The organism is Alistipes sp. ZOR0009 (assembly GCF_000798815.1).
GTDB lineage: Bacteria > Bacteroidota > Bacteroidia > Bacteroidales > ZOR0009 > Acetobacteroides.
Window position 1 is genome coordinate 53,722 of record NZ_JTLD01000036.1, and the last position, 19,615, is coordinate 73,336.

Here is a 19,615-nt window from a genome sequence, read left to right on the forward strand (position 1 = left end):
ATTATTATGTGACTTTTGTATTCTAACAGATATTTTATTGATGAAGGACTTTACCGAGGGCAGCGTTTCTAAGCTTATTTTGAACTTCTCCATTCCTATGCTCATAGGTAATGTATTTCAATCGTTATACAGCATTATCGATAGCGTGATTGTGGGGCAATACCTCGGCACCAAGGCGCTTGCGGCGGTGGGAGCCTCGTATCCCATCATCTTCTTTATTATTGCGCTGGTAATTGGGATTGGCGGCGGTGGCTCTATCGTTATCGCTCAGTACTTCGGGGCTAAGCAGTACGATAAGGTTAAAAAGGCTTCGGATACGATCAACCTATTTCTGTTGGGGTCGGGTTTGGTTATTGCCGTTGCGGGGCTTTTCCTCTCGCGGCCTATCTTGAGGCTCATTCAGTTACCCGACGAGCTGCTCGACGATGCCACCCTGTTTCTGCAAATCTACCTGGCTGGTATGGTGCTCGCCTTTGGCTTTAACGGGGTAATCTCCATCCTCCGTGGGGTGGGCGATTCCAAAACGCCGCTTTACTTTCTGATAATATCTACCATTGGTAATATTGTGCTCGATATTCTTTTTATCGGCTACTTTGGGTGGGGCATTGCCGGTGCCGCCATTGCTACCATTTTGGCGCAGGCTATAGCGTTTGCCATGGCCATCGTTTACCTTAATAAGTACCATAAGATAATTGGCTATCGCTTTAAGGGATGGTCGTTCGATCGGGAGATCTTCCGTCAGTGCATCCGGATAGGGCTGCCTTCGGGTATTCAGCAAACCTTTGTGGCGCTGGGTATGACTGCTCTTATGGGGATTGTAAACTCCTTCGGAACAAATGTTATTGCGGCCTACAGCACCGCCTCGCGTATCGACTCGCTGGCTATGATGCCGGCCATGAATTTTTCGGTGGCCCTATCAACCTTTGTGGGGCAAAATATTGCGGTCAAAAAGATGGAGCGCATACGTAAGGGGCTAATATCCACCCTTTGGCTCTCGATGGGGCTTACGCTGGCCGTTACGGTGGTTATCCTAATCTTTGGCAAGGATATGATGCGCATGTTTACCGACAACCAGGAGGTTATCGGTATCGGAGCACAGTACCTTACCGTTGTCGCAATGTTTTACTGGGTGTTTACGGCCATGTTTACCATTAACGGGCTGCTGCGTGGCGCGGGTGCTACCATGGTTCCGATGCTTACTACGCTGGTTTCGCTTTGGGCGGTACGTGTGCCTGCAGCCTATATTCTGGCAAAATGGATAGGGGTTAGCGGCATTTGGCTTTCAATCCCAATTGGCTGGGCGGTGGGCCTCGTTGGAGCCTACGCATACTACCGAACAGGTAAGTGGAAGAATAAAACGGTGTTCGATAGCAAGGGGCGTGGTAATGCCGCCGAAGCAATGATGGGCGAAATGGAGGTGTAACGTTCGTTATAGCTGAAAAAAAGCTACCTTTGCCAAAATTTACGCTTTATGATAAAATCGATGACCGGCTACGGAAAGGCCGAGCAGGAGATATTAGGAAAAAAGATAACTGTCGAAGTTCGTTCCCTAAATAGTAAGCAGCTCGATTTGAACGTTAAGTTGCCCATGTCGTACCGCGAGCATGAGCTGGAGTTGCGTTCAGAGGTCTCAAAAAAGTTGGTTCGTGGCAAAGTCGACCTTTTTGTGTTTGTAGAATCAACCAAGGAGGAGGCTCCGGCATCAATCAATAAAGACGTATTTGCCAGTTACTACGCGCAGGTTAAGGCTGTTTCGGACGAGTTGGGCATTAGCTTGGTTAACGAGCCCGTTGTTCAAACTATTCTTCGTATGCCCGATGTGCTGCACGTAGAGCGCCAGGAGGTAACCCCCGAAGAGATCGTTGCGCTAAAAACCGCCGTTCAGCAGGCCCTTACCGAGATCGAGAAGTTTCGCGTTCAGGAAGGTAGCGCCCTTATTGCCGATGTGCTAGGACGTGTTGACAAAATTGGTAGCAAGGTGGTCGATGTGGAGGTGTACGAAAAAAGCCGCATCGAGGTAATTAAGAATAGAATTGCCAGCAACATTGCGGAGTTTGTTCCTCAGGCAAATATCGACCAAAACCGTTTTGAGCAGGAGCTTATATTCTACATCGAGAAGCTGGATATTACCGAAGAGAAGGTTCGCCTAAGAAACCACTGCAAATATTTCCACGAAGTTTGCGCACAGGAGGAGACTCCAGGCCGTAAGTTGGGTTTTGTGGCTCAGGAAATGGGGCGCGAAATCAACACCTTAGGTTCTAAGGCTAACGATTCCGATATTCAAAAGATTGTCGTTCAAATGAAGGACGAACTCGAAAAAATTAAAGAACAAATCCTTAACATCCTGTAACTAGTTCGTCTTTATGAGCGGTAAAATGATAATTTTCTCAGCACCTTCTGGCGCTGGGAAAACCACTATTGTGAGGCATCTTCTCTCTAAGTTTAACCGATTCGAGTTTTCTATTTCGGCCACCTCACGTGCTCCGCGCGGTAGCGAAAAGCACGGCCATGATTACTTCTTTTTATCGGCCGAGGAGTTTAAGAAGCGTATTAAAGACGACGAGTTTGTGGAGTGGCAGGAGGTTTATACGGATAACTTTTACGGTACCCTCAAGTCGGAACTCGATAGAATTTGGGCTAAAGATAACGTGGTTGTATTTGATGTAGATGTGGTAGGAGGTGTTAATCTAAAAAAGATGTTTCCCGATTGCTCGCTGTCTATATTCATAATGCCGCCATCGGTTTCTGAGCTTAGAAATCGGTTGGTCGAGCGGGGAACCGATTCGCCAGAAGCAATAGAGCGGAGGGTGGCCAAAGCCGAAGAGGAGCTTTCGTACGCCTCTAAGTTCGATTTTGTGCTGGTGAATGACGATCTGGAGGCTGCCAAAGAGGCTGCCCATCGTAAAATTGCCGAGTTTTTGAACTCTTAAATAGGTTGCGTTGCTATGTTTGTAGGACTCTACTTTGGATCTTTCAACCCGATTCATAACGGGCATATAAGCATAGCAACGCAAATGCTACAAAAGGTGGGCTTCGACGAGATCTGGTTTATTGTAAGCCCCCTAAACCCTCTAAAAACAGGAGCCGAGTTGGCTTCGAATATCGATAGATTGCGGATGGTAGAGCTCGCAGTTGCCGATCAAAATTTCCCATTTAAGGCTTCGGACGTTGAGTTTAATCTCCCTACTCCCTCCTACACGATTGATACACTATCAGAACTAAAGCATAAATACCCAACCTTTCGCTTTGGTATCATTATGGGTAGCGATAACGTTGCCTCTATCGAGCGTTGGAAATCTTATCGCGAGATTCTTCTGCATTATTCTATCTTTTTCTTTCCTCGTTTGGGCGATGATTCCGACTTTCTTGCAGAAAAATATGGCGTTACCAAAATTCAGGCCGACTATCTTGATATTTCATCCACTCAAATTAGGATGCTGGTAGGTAAGGGAATGCTCATCGATGGGTTAGTCTCAGATCTGGTTCGTTCCTATATTCAAATCAACAATCTTTACCTTAGCCTCTAGAAAACTCAGCTGCGTGCAGGTGTTCCGATATTCGCGCTTAACTTCTTCCATTCAATTAAGTTGTAGTCTCGAAGTGCTTTGCTGATATTTTTAAAATGGTGATGTTGTCGTGTGCATGCGCTTATAGCCTCTCAAACAAAACGATTTTCTTGTTGTTTCTTTCCCAAAATTACAATTATGGAAGTAGCTCATGTGGAGTCCAAAAATAAGGGAGCATTTATTGCTAGCGAAAATAGCGTGAAAATGGGGGAGATCACCTATGCGTGGAATGCGTCAAGGAGTGTATTGACGATTAGGCATACGGGTGTTGCTGATGCCTATAAGGGGAAAGGTGTTGCTCATCGGCTTGTTATGGAGGTGGTGGCTTTTGCGAGGGCTGAAGGGGGAACGGTTTTTCCTCGGTGTCCTTTTGCCAAAAAAATATTTGAAAAAAACTCCGATCTTGCAGATGTGCTGTTTGTGCCAACCGAATAAAAGCCAAAGCCACCTTAAAAAGGTGGCTTTGTAATTTTTACCACGTGGGTAAGAGTCCTACTTCTTAGAATCTTCGATAGAATTCTTTCTGAACTCTTTAAAAAGTTTTGTAAGCTCTAAGGTTGCTTTTCTAGCACGAGCTCCTGCAGCTTTGCTGTTTTTAGATGCATACGCTTCAGCATTCTCTGTGTAAAGCGTAATTTGCTGCTTGATTTGTTCAAGTAGTTCTTGCATAAAGAAAAAAGTTGAGTAAAGTACTAATGGTAACTTAAATTCACACTATGGTTAACTAGTCATAGTGAAACTTAATGCTAATGTACAAATAAAAAAAGATAAAAAACTAGTGCTAAACCTATATTGTAGCGAAAATTTGCGGGTTTGCAGTTTTTTTTTTGAATCGAGTAGTTTTTTTTGGTGATTTTGTATGTTTAAATTGAATTAAATAAAATACGATTGGTGTTAAAAGTTGTTGTTTTTTTATTTGTATGTAGGTTTCGTATGCGGCTGTATTCTGTTAAAATAGGGTAGGTTTTCATCTTATGTGCCATGATGAAAGAAAGAAGAAGTAGGGAATTATAGGTTTGAATATCTTTTATTTATTGCTTAAGCCTATCCTGAAATGAATGGAAGTTTGTGTGTTTCTCGCGGTTGACTGTGGTGTGTATTTTTAATTTAACAACCGCGAATTAGGGGGATGCCTCAGAGCCTAGGATCTTTAGTGGTTTTAATTATGCGGTTAAGAGCACTGTGTGCTATGCTTAAAATATGATTTGAAGAAATAAAAGTTTGTTTAAAGCTCGATGCTCCCATTTTTGATTGGATCTTTTGGCGTTTTATAGTTGAAATATGGAGAAATACACAACTTATTTCAGAAAAAGTTGTTTGAGTTTTGTAATTTTAGTAAATTAACGTTGTTTAAAAACATTAACCATGGTTGATATTTCTACAGAATACCTAGGATTAGAGCTGCGCTCTCCTTTAGTGGCTAGCAGCAGTGGTTTAACGGCAAACCTCGACGATTTGAAGAAATTTGAAGCGAGTGGGGTTGGTGCTGTTGTGCTTAAGTCTATTTTTGAGGAGGAGATAATCCGGAATACGCAGGATGCTATTGGTAAGATGGCCGCCTCTCGTTTCATTTATCCAGAAACGATGGAGTACTTTGAATATGACTATGACGAAATTCAGGATCCGTTAGGCGATTATTTAAAGTTAATTCGGGATGCTAAAAAGACGCTTTCCATTCCTATTATCGCATCGGTAAACTGTGTATCTCCCGATGGTTGGATGGATTTTGCCGAGCGTATTGAGCATGCAGGAGCAGATGCTATTGAGTTGAATGTTTTTGTGCTGCCTTCCGATTTTACACGAACCTGCGAAGAAAATGAAAGTGTTTATTTTGATGTGGTTACAAAAATTCTTAAGAAGATAACGATTCCTGTATCAATAAAAATAGGTTACTACTCAGCAGCGTTGGGGATGATGATTCAGCTGCTATCGGAAACAGGTATAAAGGGGATTACGTTGTTTAATCGTACCTATAACCCCGATTTTGATATAGATACGCTGGAGTTTACTACTTCAAACGTACTTAGCACCCCTGGAGATTTGTCTACATCGTTGCGTTGGGTTGCCATAATGTCTAACCGGGTTAAATGTGATATTGCTGCCTCAACTGGTGTGCATGATGGTGCTGCCATGGTGAAGCAGCTGCTGGCAGGAGCTAAGGTGGTTGATGTGGCTTCTGCTTTTTATCTGCATGGAATCGACTACGCTGAAGTTATGCTTGCCGATTTAAAGACCTGGATGCAGGAAAATTCCTACGGATCGTTAAAGGAGTTTAGGGGAAAAATGTCGAGAGATAAAACCTATAATCCCGCAGCGTTCGAACGGGTTCAATTTATGAAATACTTTAAAGATCGATAAAACGGAAGGGCAAGAATGCCCTTCCGTTTTTTTTGTCTTCTTTTTTGCTACTTTTACCACGTAAAGTTCAATTAATGAAAGAAGATAGCGAATTGTACTACAGCGAAGGCGATAACCTACGTGAAATCGTGAAGCGTTTTGAGGCAATGGTTAAAAGTAACCGCATAGCCTACTTCGACATACACGAGTACGAGCAGATGGTCGATCATTACATTCAGGAAGATCGATCGGAGGACGCTATTAATGTTCTTCGGATTGCAAGAAAGCAGCATCCCAACTCTACCGAACTTACGCTAAAGAAGGCCGAAATAGAGCTGTTTTCAGGGCATCTTTCTGATGCCTTAGAGGATTTGATCTCCGTTGAAGCTATCGAAAAAAATAACCCAGACTTTTATTTTGTAAAGGGCAAGGCGTTGCTAGTTTCTGGCGATACCCTTGAGGCTTTTCGCATGTTTGACTTGGCAATTCAAAAGAGTGTAGATCAAAAGCTCGATATGATTTTTGAGATCGTCGCTGTTTTAGAGGAGTTCAACGAATTTGAGATAGCCGCAGAGTATCTTCAAAAGGGGCTAACTATCGATCCTGATAACTCTCAGATATTCGGAGAACTCGGGTTTATTCTCGAAAAGCTGAATAGGACTGAAGAGGCAATCTATGCCTACGAGCGCATGCTTGATGCTGATCCATTCCTGCCTTTTGGATGGGCTAATCTCGGCACGCTTTACTCAAAGTTGGGAAAAAACGACAAGGCGATAGAGGCGCTAGACTATGCCATCGCTTTGGAGCCCGATGGATCGATGTCGTACTTTAGCAAGGCAAATGCGCTTGCGAACAACGGTGATTTTGAAAAGGCGCTAGAGATTTTTTTTGAGTATTCTAAGCTCGAAGACGACAGCTCTATTGCCAGCTGCTGTATTGGGGAGTGCTATGAGAAGTTGGGCGATTTTGACAATGCGGCCATCTACTATAAAAAAACGCTAGAAACAGAACCTAATAACCCTGATGCCATTTACGGGCTAGCGGTTGTCGAACTAGAAAAGGATAACGTAGAGGTCAGCTATGAGTATGCGCGCCGTGCCATAGAGCTCGATCCAGATATTCCTGAGTATTGGTTTGGCTTAGGGAAGTTATCGATGCGTCTCGAAAAATTGGACGATGCTCGTGATGCTTTTAAAAAGGCAATTGCTTTGGATCCTTTAGATTTTGAATCGTGGCTTTTGCTTTCCGAAATTGAAGTTGACGAGGAGATAGAGCAAGGGATTGAGGTGCTTTTAAATGCACTTGCCGAGAACCAAGATATTGCTGCGTTACATTATCGTTTGGCTGCCTATTATCATATGCAAAACGATTTTGATAAGAGTTTAGAAGAGTTTGATAAAGCGCTAACGCTTGATAAGGATACGGTCGAAGAATTTTTTGAAATATGTTCTGATGCTATTGAAGATCAGCGTTATATTTCACTATTGAAAAATCATTTGTCAGATAAGAGTTAGCAGAGCAGTTCTTTAAGAGTTGATCTATTGTAAATTTAAATGTTTGTGTATTGGAGAAACGAAAGTTCTACCCGCATTATTCGGGTATAATAATTAAAGGAATGGCAATGGGGGCTGCTGATGTTATTCCAGGTGTTTCTGGTGGCACAATAGCTTTTATATCGGGAATTTATGAGGAACTTCTTTCCTCCATAAAGTCGATTAATTTAGAGAATTTTCGACAAATTTTCCGACGAGGGGGGCTTTCCCTATTTTGGAAAGCGATTAATGGTTATTTTCTTCTCTCTGTTTTTACAGGCATTCTAATTAGCATTTTCTCTCTTGCTAGCCTTCTTCAGCATCTTCTTAAGCTTTATCCCATTCTTGTCTGGTCTTTTTTCTTTGGATTAATTCTTTCCTCATCTTGGATTGTTGCAAAAAAAATAAAAAAGAAAACCGTTGGGGTTTTTATCTCTTTTATTTTGGGTGTTGCTGCGGCTTTTTATATAACAATGGCAACCCCAACTCAAACTCCTAACGGTTATTGGTTCGTTTTTCTTTCTGGTGCGATCGCTATCTGTGCGATGATACTTCCAGGGATTTCTGGTAGTTTTATTTTGTTGCTGCTTGGAAAGTATTTCTTTGTGCTTAGTGCAGTAACCTCCTTTAATATTCCAGTATTGGGGGTATTTGCAGCCGGTGCGCTCGTTGGGATTATTAGCTTCTCAAATTTACTAACGTGGTTGCTACGCAAATATCACGATGTAACTATCGGTATTTTAGCCGGATTTATGATTGGTTCTCTAAATAAACTTTGGCCTTGGAAAGTGGTTTTAGAAACTTTTACGAACAATTATGGGGAGGTTGTTCCTTTATTAGAGAAGAATGTGCTGCCCTCCGTTTTTGAGACAAGTCGGAATTTGCCTTCTATGGTTGGTTTTGCAGTCTTGTTTATGCTTGTTGGGGTTTCTATTATTGCCCTGATTGAAATTATTGCTGCTCGATTTTCAAAGTCTAACTAACATTTATAAATCACTCAAAATGAAAAAACTGTTTCTTGTTGCAATCCTTGCATTATCAGGAATAGGTGCTTTTGCGCAAAATCTACAGCTGCACTACGATTGGCGTAGAGGCCAGGAGCAAGGTGCTGTGCCAGCTGGTGTATTTACAACTACTGTTGAAATGTTTAAACCAGATAAGTATGGAAGCACCTTCTTTTTTGTAGATATGAACTACGGAGAAAGAGGTGTTAAGGGTGTAAGCCTTGCCTATTGGGAGATTGCCCGTAGCTTAAAATTCTGGGATGGTCCATTTGCTGCCCATGTGGAGTATAATGGAGGTCAAGGGTTAGGAAAAGGCTTCGGTTTTCCAATTAACGACGCATGGCTTTTTGGGGCTGATTATGTTTGGAATAATTCAAATTTTACTAAAGGATTTACCCTTTCTGCCATGTATAAGTATATTCAAGGGTTTGGAACTCCATCTTTTCAGCTAACAGGTGTTTGGTATATGCATTTAGTGGATGGGAAGTTTACCTTCTCTGGTTTTGCTGATTTTTGGAAGGAAACTAAATATTTTAGTGGAGTGCAAAACAAATTGGTTTTCTTAACTGAACCTCAAATTTGGTATAATATAAATAAGCATCTTTCTGTAGGTGGAGAAGTTGAGATTAGTAAAGGTTTTGTAACCAAAAATTTTGCAGCATATCCAACAACAGCAATTAAATGGAATTTTTAATTGCTGCGATATCGTTAAAAAAGGCTACCTATTTGGTAGCCTTTTTTATTTGAGGGAATTGGGTGTTGAGAAGCAGTTGTACTGCATGTTGGTGTTTTATAAGGTTGCTGCTGGGACGCTGTAACTTTTGTCTTTTGCTATAAGTATTGTTGGAAGTATGGTGAACTGAATAAAAAATGTAGGAATATAATCCAACAGAGTGGGAGTACATGTAAAAACAGAGGTTGGTTCGTTCTTCGTTTAATTAAAAATTAAAGAATTTTTCATCCTATTTAATTTAACGTTTTTATGCATTAATAATTTTTAACTAATTCATTTTTGCTTAACGAAACAAAGCGTTGTTCGAATTATAAAACATTTTAAACAAACGGTTTTAACATTTGAACTATGAAACTACCCATTTCTGCTTTGAGACGAGTGTTGTTAACAATGATGGTTGTTTCGTTGTTTTCAGCTGGTGCAGTATTTGCACAAAGCATTAAGGTGACAGGTAAAGTTACCGATGCAAAAACAGGAGAAAGCATCCCAGGTGTCAATGTTCTTGTAAAAGGAACATCGACGGGAATGGCAACAGACATGGATGGAAAATTTTCGTTAACAGCACCCAAGGGAAGTGTTGTTACTTTTTCATTCATTGGTTATGCGCCATTAGAGGTTCCTATAACCTCTAATGTATTAAATGTACAGCTATCGCCAATGACCGAAAAAATTGATGAGGTTGTGGTGATAGGGTACGGATCAACGAAAGTGAAGGATGCAACAGGTTCTTTAGAGGCTGTTTCTTCCAAAAGTTTTACCAAGGGGATGGCTAGTTCTCCTCAAGAACTTATTTCTGGAAAACTTTCGGGTGTAACAGTTACCAACAATGGTGGTAGCCCAACGGCCTCACCAACCATTCGTATTCGTGGTGGATCCTCTATATCGGCCAGTAATGATCCTTTGATTGTTATTGATGGTGTTCCTATTGATAACAACGGGATATCTGGAGTTGGGAATGCATTGCAATCAATTAATCCCAACGATATTGAGAGTATGACTGTCCTCAAAGATGCTTCATCAACGGCTATTTATGGGGCACGTGCGTCTAACGGTGTAATCATTATTACAACTAAAAAGGGACGAAGTGGTTTTAATATAACGTTTGAAACAAAGAATAGCATTTCGTCTCCTACTAAGACGTTGGATGTTCTTTCCTCTAAGGAGCTGCTAAGTATTGCGAAAACTCAGTTTGCAGGGAATTCTCAAGCAATGGCAATAATTAATGCAGCCGATCCTTCTGTTAATACAGATTGGCAAGACGAAATACTTAGAAATGCTTTTGGAACCGATAATAATTTGAGCATTGCAGGTAAAAAGGGATTTTTACCATATCGTGTTTCTATTGGGTATACGAAGCAAGACGGTATTGTTAAGACAAGTCAGATGGATAGAACAACAATGGCTCTTAATCTATCTCCAACGTTTTTGAACAATACGTTAACTGTAAATCTCAATGTTAAAGGTTCGTATATTGAGAATCGGTTTAACAATGGAGGAGCAATAAACGATGCTGTTCTGTATGATCCAACTAAAAAGCCAAAATCAGCCGATCCTTTATTCGCTCCTTATGGAGGGTATTTTACTTGGTTAGATAATACAGGTAAGCCCCTTAAGTTTGCTTACAATCCCGTTTCTCAGCTGGAACAACTTTACGATAAGGGCTACGCTTGGAGATCAACAGGAAACTTACAAGTAGACTATAAAATTCCTGTAGTTGAAGGGTTAAAGGCCGTGCTTAATCTAGGTTACGACTATTCAAAAAGTAACGGCCGAAATTTTGCACCAGAAAATGCTGCTTTTGTCTACTATGAAGGAGGTCGAAACAACTTCTACAACCAGAATAAGAGAAATCAGCTACTCGATTTTTACATGAACTATGTACGTGAATTTGAATTCTTGAAAAGTAAGGTTGATGCAACGGCTGGATATTCTTGGCAGCATTTTTGGAATTCTGGAGGTAATGACCTTTCTAATATCAAAGGAACTCCAGAGAGTATAAAGCACGATAGCTATAAGAATGAAAACTTCCTAATATCTTTCTTTGGTAGAGTAACATACTCTATTTATGATAAGTATATTTTAACAGGAACACTTCGCCGTGATGGATCTTCTCGGTTTATTGGAGATAATAAGTGGGGACTATTTCCTTCTGGTGCACTTGCTTGGAAAATTGATCAAGAGGAAATTTTTAAGAATATAGATGTAATCTCCACCTTAAAGTTACGACTGGGATATGGTGTTACAGGACAGCAAGATATTCCTGGAGGGAACTATCCTGCTCTTGCTCGTTACACGTTGGGTAAACCTGCAAATTCCTATCCAATGGCTGGTACATGGTATCAAACGTTAACCCCAGCAGCTTATGATGCAAACATTAAATGGGAGGAGACGGAGTCTTATAATATCGGATTGGATTTTGGTTTCCTTAAAAATCGTATTTCAGGATCAATCGATGCTTACTATAAGTATACTTCCGATTTGATAAATGAAATCCCAATTCCAGCAGGTACCAATTTTTCTGATGTTCTTATTACCAACGTTGGAAATTTTGAAAGTAGAGGTTTGGATTTTAATCTTAATGCGCAAGTTATCAATGAGAAGGATCTTACATGGAGTTTAGGTTATGTGTTGAACTATAATAAAACGAATGTAAAGAAGCTCACACTTCTTGATGACCCAAACTATGCAGGTTTGGAAGTTGGGGGAATAGCAGGTGCTCAGGACAATAAAATTCAAATTCATGCAATTGACCATCCTTTGTACAGTTTCTACGTATTAAAGCAGGTTTATGATAAAAATGGTAAACCAATTGAAGGCTTATACGAAGATTTAAATGGTGATGGTCAGATTAATGGAGATGATCGTTACATTTATAAATCGCCAGTTGCCCCTGTTACAATGGGAATAAACTCTTCGTTAAACTACAAGAACTGGTTCTTTAATTTTTCGGGAAGACTTTCACTGGGTAACTATGTTTACAATAATGTGGCCTCAAAGTCTACGTATAGCGAAATTTTTCCCAATAATTTAGGGTTCTTGCAAAATCTGCCTACTAGTACTCTTAAAACAGGGTTCAAGACGCTTACCTCTACATTGCTAAAGTCCGATTATTTTGTTGAGAATGCTTCATTCTTTAAGATGGATTACATAACTCTAGGTTATACTTTCGATAATTTGTTTAGAAATAAAGGATCTTTAGTGGTAACAGGAACTGTTCAAAACGCTTTTGTTATATCTAACTATAACGGATTAAATCCAGAAGTATTTAGTGGGATCGACAATAGCGTATATCCAACCCCCAGAATATTTGTATTAGGTTTAACTTTTAGCTTCTAATTCTGATTGCGATGAAAAGATTAAAATTTATAATAATGATTATTGCAGTTGCAACAATTGCAGTAACGTCTTGTACAAAAGATTTGGATGTAACGCCGATCGATCCTAACGACAAGACTTCTGAATTGGTATTTTCTACTCAAGAGGGATATACTCAAAGTTTGGCAAAAATTTATGGGTTATTCAGTTTGACGGGAAATGGATTTAAAGGAGATATAAAGGGTGATGAAGGTTTTTCTGGATTTCTTAGGGTGTATTGGAACATTCAGGAACTCACATCCGATAATGCGAAGTGTGCTTGGGGCGACGCTGGTATTGATCAGCTAAACTTTGGCATGTTATCTCCCGAAAATGACTTTGTTAAGTATATGTACTATAGAGTTATGCTATCTGCAACCTATATGAACGAATTCCTAAGGCAATCGACTCAAGATAAGGTTAATGCTCGTGGATTGAGTAGTTTTTGGCCAGAAATCCAAAAGTATAGGGCTGAAGTTCGATTCTTACGCGCTTATGTTTACTGGGTTGGTCTTGACCTGTTTGCTAATATTCCGGTGATTACGGAGGCTGATGGGATTGGGGCTTTTCTTCCTAAACAAAAAACAAGAGCAGAGGTGTTTAAGTTTGTCGAAGATGAATTGCTTGCTGTTCAAACAGAAATGGTTGCTCCCAACCAAAACGTGTATCCAAGATTGGATCGTGCTGCTGCATGGGCTTTATTGGCAAAGTTGTATCTCAACGCAAAAGTTTACACTGGTACAGAACGCTATGCTGATGCCTACACTTATGCCGCAAAGGTTATAAACGAGTCAACCTATAAGCTTCAAAGCAATTATTCTTACAATTTTCTTGCTGATAATGATAAGAATAATAGCGAGATAATTTGGGCTATTGCTTGTGATGGCATCAGAATGGAAAGTTATGCTAACACTACTTTTATCATCAATTCATCGACCAATGGTGGTGATGGTGCATGGAAGGAGTTAACTGGTCTTGGAGGCTGGAATGGAAATAGAGGAACCGCTAAACTTGCAGAGCGATTTGGAATTAAGGATCAGGCTACTTTCGATGCAAATAAGGATAAACGAGCAATGCTACGGATGTTAGATGGATTAGCCATGAATGATTGGAAAACTTTTGTTCAAGGTATTGGTATAACGAAATTCCGAAATAAAACATCAACCGGAGCAGCAGGTAGTGATCCTAAGTTTACTTTTTCGGATGTGGACTTTCCTATGATTAGGTTGGCTGATGTTTACTTGATTTATGCAGAAGCCGCAAAACGAGGAGGTGGTGCTATCGCTCCAACTTTGACCTATATAAATATGCTAAGAGAGCGTGCTTTTGGTGATAATTCTCAGAATGTGACGGAGGCTCAATTAACGTTAGACTTTTTGTTGGACGAAAGAGGTCGTGAATTGTACTATGAGGGTTCTAGACGCACAGATCTAATTCGTTTTGGAAAGTTTACTTCTGCTGATTATCTGTGGCCTTGGAAAGGTGGGGTCAAAGCAGGAAAAGCGCTGGATGACAAGTATAATTTGCTTCCAATTCCCTATCAAGAAGTTGGGTCAAATCCTAATTTGAAACAGAATCCAGGTTATTAATCTAACACTCTTTGAGTATGAAAACTTTTAAGTTGTTTACATATCTGATTCTGGGTATATTTATTCTAGGATCATGCGACAAAGATGAAACTAAAGCAATGCTAGGTGCAAATCCTTCTGCCCCTGTTCTAAAATCTTTATCTGCGGGACAAAATATTGTATTTACAGTTGCTGACAAGGGGAACACGTTTTCCTTTATTTGGGATAGGGCTAAGTACGGAGCAAATCTTGCGGTAACCTATAAGGTCGAATTTGATCTTAAGGGAAATAATTTTGCTAATGCAAAGCGTTTGGTAGTAGATGGAAAGGATACTTTAATTGTTAAAGTTCCAGACTTGAACAACCTATTGTTAGGTTTACAACCAGACCCAGAAGTTCCTGTAAAGCAAGAACTGGATGTCCGTGTTGTCGCGTCTGCTAATAATGCAGCAGTCGCAGAGTTAGCTTCAACGGTGGTGAATGTTTTTTTTACACCTTACTATGAGCCTATAGTATATCCTATGTTGTGGGTTCCTGGGGGCTATCAGAGTGCTAGTGGGTACGGAAATGACTGGACTCATGCAACGGCGCCAACTTTAGCTTCGAAAGAAAGTGATGGTGTATATGAAGGGTATGTTTATTTTGACGCAGTTGCAAATTTCAAATTTACAAGTGCTGCCGATTGGAGTCATACTAATTATGGGGTCGGTGCTCCAGGAAAAATAGATCCTGCTGGTGGGGACATTCCTGCTCCTGGTGCCGGTTATTTTAAGGTTAATGTTAGTGTTCCTGATTTAACTTATAATATGACAAAAACGGAGTGGGGCTTGATTGGAGATGCTACCGGAAGTTGGGATGTTGATAAAAATTTGACATACAACAAAACAACTAAAGTCTGGTCTATTACCCTTGATTTGATCGGAGGGAAATACATTAAATTTAGGGCTAATGATAGTTGGACTCTAAACTATGGTCTTAAAAATGGGAAATTGACCGAAGGCGGTGATAATATTTTAGTTGCTGCTGATGGAAACTATACCGTTACTTTAGACCTTAGTAATGCACCGAATTATAAGTATAAGGTAGTGAAGAATTAAAAGTAATATTAAAGAGAGAGTCAGTCTGGCTCTCTCTTTTCTGATACGAATATTTATTGTGAGCTATAATTATCTATTTTGTAGCGTACTTTGTTTAATTAATAGAATCTTATGTATTTTGTCTTTGGATAGATATTTGGAGGAGGGTTAACTATGAAACATCCAGAATGGTCAAAGCATTCGGTTATATACGAGATGAATATTCGTCAGTTTACACCTGAGGGAACTTTAAAAGCAGCAGAGGCTCATCTTCAACGAATAAAGGATTTAGGAGTAGAGATTCTTTGGATTATGCCAATTTATCCAATTGGCGAAGAGGATCGTAAGGGAGTGCTTGGAAGTTACTATTCTATAAAAGATTATACATCGATAAATCCTGAATTTGGTAGTATAAGCGATTTTTCTGAATTGGTTGATGCTGCAAAGTTGCTCGGATTGCGGGTTATTATTGATTGGGTTGCCAATCATACTTCGCGCGATGCTGTTTGGGTAAATCAACACCCCGATTGGTATAAAAGAGATGAATCAGGTAATATTATTGCACCCTATGATTGGAGTGACGTAGCTCAACTTGATACTCATAACAGGAACATGTGGGCAGGAATGGCTGAAGTGATGAAATTTTGGCTTAAAAATACCAATATAGATGGCTTTCGGTGTGATATGGCCAGCCTTCTACCTGTCGATTTTTGGAATTATATAAGGCTTGAACTAGATAAAGTTCGTCCTGTATTTATGTTGGCAGAAAGTGAAGACCCTTACCTTCATCATAGTGCGTTTAATGTAACCTATTGCTGGGAGTTTCATCATTTGCTTAACGGATTGGCTCAGGAAAAAAATACGGTTGATGATTTAGTTCATTATTTTAATAAGCAAGAGGTGCTTTTTGATAGAAATGATATGCGGATGGCATTCACTTCAAATCATGACGAGAATACTTGGTCTGGAACCGAATTTGAACGAATGGGTTTAGCTGCAAAACAAATGGCTATTCTAACATTTTTAATTCCAAGTATACCTCTAATATACAATGGGCAAGAGGTTGCTTTAAGCCATCGGTTAAGTTTTTTTGAGAAAGATATGATCGAATGGAATGTTAATCTTGACTTTACCCTTTTGTATAAAAAATTATGCATGCTTAAAAAAGAGCAAGAGGCATTATGGAATGGTGATTTGGGAGGTGAAATGTTGCTGTACCCTAGTAACATAAACAAGACAATAAAAATAGAACGTAGAAAAAAGGATAGTGTTGTTGTTGCTTATTTTAATTTTAGCTACACATTTGCATCAGTTGAAGTCCCACAAAATGCAGCTAAGGAATATTTGGCTAATATTGTGTATACGCCAAGTTCGATAGTGCAAATAGGACCATGGCAATGTCTTATTTTTGTAAAGTAACTTACCTTATTTGGAATGTAGTGTAGCCCACTATTGGTTGAGACTGACTTGTTATGCCATTTATAATTGCTCTAGAAGGGCCAATACGACAAAAATCTATCAATGTCTTTATGCTGATAGAATCTCCTTCTGCTTCTATTTAGACTTTACCATCAGAACAATTGCGAACAAATCCGCATAAATTTAAATCGTTGGCTATTTTGAGCACGTAGTATCTGTATCCCACGCCTTGCACTTTCCCTTTTATTACGATTCTTCGGCTTTCCATTAATTTGAACTATTAGTACATGCTTTAACAAAAATAGAATCTTTCGCAGCAATTCCATAGCAATAAATGCGTCTAATCGGTAATGCTTATAACTACAAACATTACTTTATGAAGATTAGTACAGCGACTAAAGGCTGCTTAACTGCGTTGGTTTTCTGTTTTTATTATTCTGCTTTTGCTCAAAAAGGAGTGACTTCTACTGCAGGAAATAGCAGAGACAATGTGAGAGCCTCTATAAAAACAGGTACGATAACGGGTGTTGTATTAGATAAATCAACTAGTAGGCCTGTTGAGTATGCCAATGTATCCATATTTAAGGATAAGGATAGCAGCCTTGTCACGGGAGGAATAACAGATCAAAAAGGAAGATTTAGCATTGAAAAAATACCTTATGGTCTTTTTACAGTAAAAATCAGGTTTATTGGGTATTCAATGTCTGTCAGGAAGGGGATTAAGGTGTCTCAATCTGTAAACGATGTTGGAACGATTGAAATTACTCCTTCTTCGAAGAGTATTGGAGAAGTTACTGTTGTTGGACGTAAGAGTGAGATTCAAAACAACCTCGATAAAAAAGTATTTAATATTGATAGGACGATGTATGGTACGGGAGGTACTGCTTTGGATATAATGCAATCGCTACCTGCTGTTCAGGTCGATTTTGATGGAAATGTGTCAATGCGAGGCTCTAGCGTTACCATTCTTATAGATGGGAGACCTTCTAATCTAGTCAGTTTAGATCAAATGCCAGCTAACTTAATTAAAAAGGTAGAGGTTATTAGTAATCCATCTGCTAAGTATGACCCAGAAGGAGTGTCTGGAATTATCAATATTGTTTTAAAAAAGAACGTCCAAAGGGGATTGAACGGGATGGTTACCTTAAATGCTGGATGGAATAGTAAATGGATGGGGAATGCTGCCCTCAACTACCGGAAAAATAAGGTCAATTTGTTTGCTAACTATACTTTACGATCTTTTCATGCCGATAGTTACCAAGATTTTTGGTCCGAGAAAGTTAAAAATGGAGAGCGGAATTATCAAGAAAAAAATACCACTTCCACTGGTAATTTTAGAATGCAGAATATTCAGTTTGGGGTAGACTATTACATTAATAGTAAAAATACAATAAGCACTTCGATTACTCTAGAACCAAGAAAGATGGATGGAGATGATTATACTTTGGGTTTTTTCAAGGAAATGTCTTCTTCTTTAACGGAATACAAACCTTCATACAACTATACGAAGGAAGGGTGGAATTCTAACACTAATAAGGGTGGATTTGAATATGATCTAAACTATAAGAAAGCATTTGAAAAGGAGGGGGCTGAGTTGACCGCAGAGTTAAATGTGGATAGAGGTAATATGGAGTCCAAGCAGGGAGCATTAGAAAATTATATCGATTTATTACCGACTATAACAACTGGACTTGATAAAATGCCGCGATATATAAATCAGGTAATTAGCAATACAAATGACAATACTCGTTCGTTTGTTCGGACAGATTTGACGCTCCCCGTAGCTACTAAAGGTCGAATTGAAACTGGGTATATGCTTTCTCACAGCTTCTCCAAAATGCGATACGATTTGAGTAGAACGACAGATATTACCTTGCCAATTAAGCCTCTTCCTGAATATGATAATGATTTTGATTATCGTCAGATTGTGAATGCTCTCTATGCCATTTATGCTCAAAGTATGGGGCAGTTTAAAATGCAGTTAGGTTTACGAGGCGAGCATACTGATGCTCATGGTGATCAAAAAACACAGAACTCTTCTTTTACAAAAAAATATATGGATTTTTTTCCTTCATTTTTTGTGAAGTACAGTCCTAATGAGCATGATGAAATTGGAGTGAACTATAGTCGACGGATTAACAGGCCTCGAACTTGGGCTTTAAACCCATTTGAAAATAAGGTTGATGAATTAAATATCTCTAAAGGTAACCCCGATTTAAATCCCGAATACGTGAACTCTTTTGAAATTGGGTATACTAAACTTGTAAATAGAAATTCATTTGCGATCACAGGTTTTTACCGGAGAACAACTGGGGTGATTACATCTGTACGAACATGGACCGACAATCTTCACTCAATAACAAGTTACTTGAATCTTAATAGCAGTGAGTCGTATGGGGCAGAAGCGTCAAGCAACGTGAACTTGTTTAAATGGTGGAATATGAATGCGAACTATAGCTATTTTCATACGAAATTAAGTGAGAAAGAGAGTAGCATTTTAACAGATAAGACAAGAGAATCGGACTCTTGGACGCTAAGGGCTACTTCAAACTGGTTTATTACTAAATCATTCAGTTTCCAACTTATGTACAATCATCGTTCTCCTGTAGTATCAACAGGTGGTGGTGGATATCGAGGAATGGGTGGTGGAACTCAAGGTAAAACGAGGACAAACTACTATTTTGATATGGGCTCTCGCTACACTTTCTTAAAAGGGAAGGCGGATGTGAGTTTGCGTGTTAGTGACATTTTTAATACCAATAAGTATATACAGGATGGTTTTGGAGATGGTTACACTTCCTACACTAAAAGTTGGAGAGAAACACCCAATATTTTTCTTGGATTTTCATACAAGATTAATGATTATAAACGAAAAACTCAGCAACGTCAGGATGCAGAGACTGATGATATGATGCAATAAATTCAGGAAAGAAATAAGGGGGACGTAGTCCCCTTATTTCTTATCACTACTTTCAAATAGACCTACTGCTTTTTGTTTTCTTATTTTATGGGTCTTGTGAGGTTTT

16 protein-coding genes are annotated in these 19,615 nt (G+C 39.5%); 14 read left to right on the forward strand and 2 right to left on the reverse strand.

Annotation, left to right across the window (positions count from 1 at the left end; all coding sequences use genetic code 11):
* Positions 1–40: 40 nt before the first annotated feature.
* From L990_RS11695 to L990_RS11715, 5 genes are all read left to right on the forward strand, one after another.
* Positions 41–1,423, forward strand: a complete 1,383-nt coding sequence (locus tag L990_RS11695) for an MATE family efflux transporter (RefSeq protein ID WP_047449332.1) — start codon at positions 41–43, stop codon at positions 1,421–1,423.
* Positions 1,424–1,471: 48 nt separating this feature from the next.
* Complete coding sequence (locus L990_RS11700; protein WP_231562275.1) at positions 1,472–2,350, forward strand: YicC/YloC family endoribonuclease; 879 nt, start codon at positions 1,472–1,474, stop codon at positions 2,348–2,350.
* A 13-nt stretch (positions 2,351–2,363) separates the two neighbouring features.
* Positions 2,364–2,930, forward strand: coding sequence for a guanylate kinase (gmk, locus tag L990_RS11705; protein ID WP_047449338.1), 567 nt, complete (start codon positions 2,364–2,366; stop codon positions 2,928–2,930).
* Between the two features lie 15 nt (positions 2,931–2,945).
* A complete protein-coding gene (gene nadD / locus L990_RS11710; RefSeq protein WP_047449341.1) occupies positions 2,946–3,527 on the forward strand; it encodes a nicotinate (nicotinamide) nucleotide adenylyltransferase in 582 nt (193 codons plus the stop codon).
* Between the two features lie 177 nt (positions 3,528–3,704).
* Positions 3,705–4,001: a GNAT family N-acetyltransferase gene (locus L990_RS11715; protein WP_047449344.1), complete on the forward strand. Its 297-nt coding sequence runs from the start codon at positions 3,705–3,707 to the stop codon at positions 3,999–4,001.
* 57 nt (positions 4,002–4,058) lie between these two features.
* Here the strand turns inward: L990_RS11715 and L990_RS11720 are convergent, their stop codons facing one another.
* The gene (locus L990_RS11720; RefSeq protein WP_047449349.1) at positions 4,059–4,235 is read right to left on the reverse strand and encodes a histone H1; all 177 of its coding nucleotides are present in this window, start codon (positions 4,233–4,235) and stop codon (positions 4,059–4,061) included.
* 696 nt (positions 4,236–4,931) lie between these two features.
* Here L990_RS11720 and L990_RS11725 point away from each other — a divergent pair.
* The 8 genes from L990_RS11725 to L990_RS11760 all read left to right on the forward strand — a co-directional run bounded on the left by L990_RS11725 (position 4,932) and on the right by L990_RS11760 (position 16,589).
* Positions 4,932–5,924 (forward strand): dihydroorotate dehydrogenase-like protein, encoded by a 993-nt coding sequence (locus tag L990_RS11725; RefSeq protein WP_047449352.1) that lies wholly within the window; start codon positions 4,932–4,934, stop codon positions 5,922–5,924.
* Positions 5,925–5,998: 74 nt separating this feature from the next.
* Complete coding sequence (locus tag L990_RS11730; protein WP_047449355.1) at positions 5,999–7,417, forward strand: tetratricopeptide repeat protein; 1,419 nt, start codon at positions 5,999–6,001, stop codon at positions 7,415–7,417.
* Positions 7,418–7,467: 50 nt separating this feature from the next.
* The gene (locus tag L990_RS11735; protein WP_410488768.1) at positions 7,468–8,418 is read left to right on the forward strand and encodes a DUF368 domain-containing protein; all 951 of its coding nucleotides are present in this window, start codon (positions 7,468–7,470) and stop codon (positions 8,416–8,418) included.
* 19 nt (positions 8,419–8,437) lie between these two features.
* A complete protein-coding gene (locus L990_RS11740) occupies positions 8,438–9,133 on the forward strand; it encodes a DUF5020 family protein (protein WP_047449358.1) in 696 nt (231 codons plus the stop codon).
* A gap of 387 nt (positions 9,134–9,520) precedes the next feature.
* Positions 9,521–12,508, forward strand: a complete 2,988-nt coding sequence (locus L990_RS11745; protein ID WP_047449361.1) for a SusC/RagA family TonB-linked outer membrane protein — start codon at positions 9,521–9,523, stop codon at positions 12,506–12,508.
* Between the two features lie 11 nt (positions 12,509–12,519).
* A complete protein-coding gene (locus L990_RS11750) occupies positions 12,520–14,115 on the forward strand; it encodes a RagB/SusD family nutrient uptake outer membrane protein (protein WP_047449364.1) in 1,596 nt (531 codons plus the stop codon).
* A 17-nt stretch (positions 14,116–14,132) separates the two neighbouring features.
* Positions 14,133–15,191, forward strand: a complete 1,059-nt coding sequence (locus tag L990_RS19280) for a SusE domain-containing protein (RefSeq protein ID WP_052180950.1) — start codon at positions 14,133–14,135, stop codon at positions 15,189–15,191.
* Positions 15,192–15,344: 153 nt separating this feature from the next.
* A complete protein-coding gene (locus L990_RS11760; RefSeq protein ID WP_052180951.1) occupies positions 15,345–16,589 on the forward strand; it encodes an alpha-amylase family glycosyl hydrolase in 1,245 nt (414 codons plus the stop codon).
* Between the two features lie 139 nt (positions 16,590–16,728).
* On the opposite strand, the gene L990_RS19710 is transcribed toward L990_RS11760, so the two are convergent.
* Positions 16,729–16,857 carry an acylphosphatase gene (locus L990_RS19710; RefSeq protein WP_081981694.1) on the reverse strand — a complete coding sequence of 43 codons (129 nt, stop codon included), beginning with the start codon at positions 16,855–16,857 and terminating at the stop codon, positions 16,729–16,731.
* 108 nt (positions 16,858–16,965) lie between these two features.
* Between L990_RS19710 and L990_RS11765 the strand changes: the two genes are divergently transcribed.
* Complete coding sequence (locus L990_RS11765) at positions 16,966–19,509, forward strand: outer membrane beta-barrel family protein (RefSeq protein ID WP_197057275.1); 2,544 nt, start codon at positions 16,966–16,968, stop codon at positions 19,507–19,509.
* Positions 19,510–19,615: the final 106 nt, after the last annotated feature.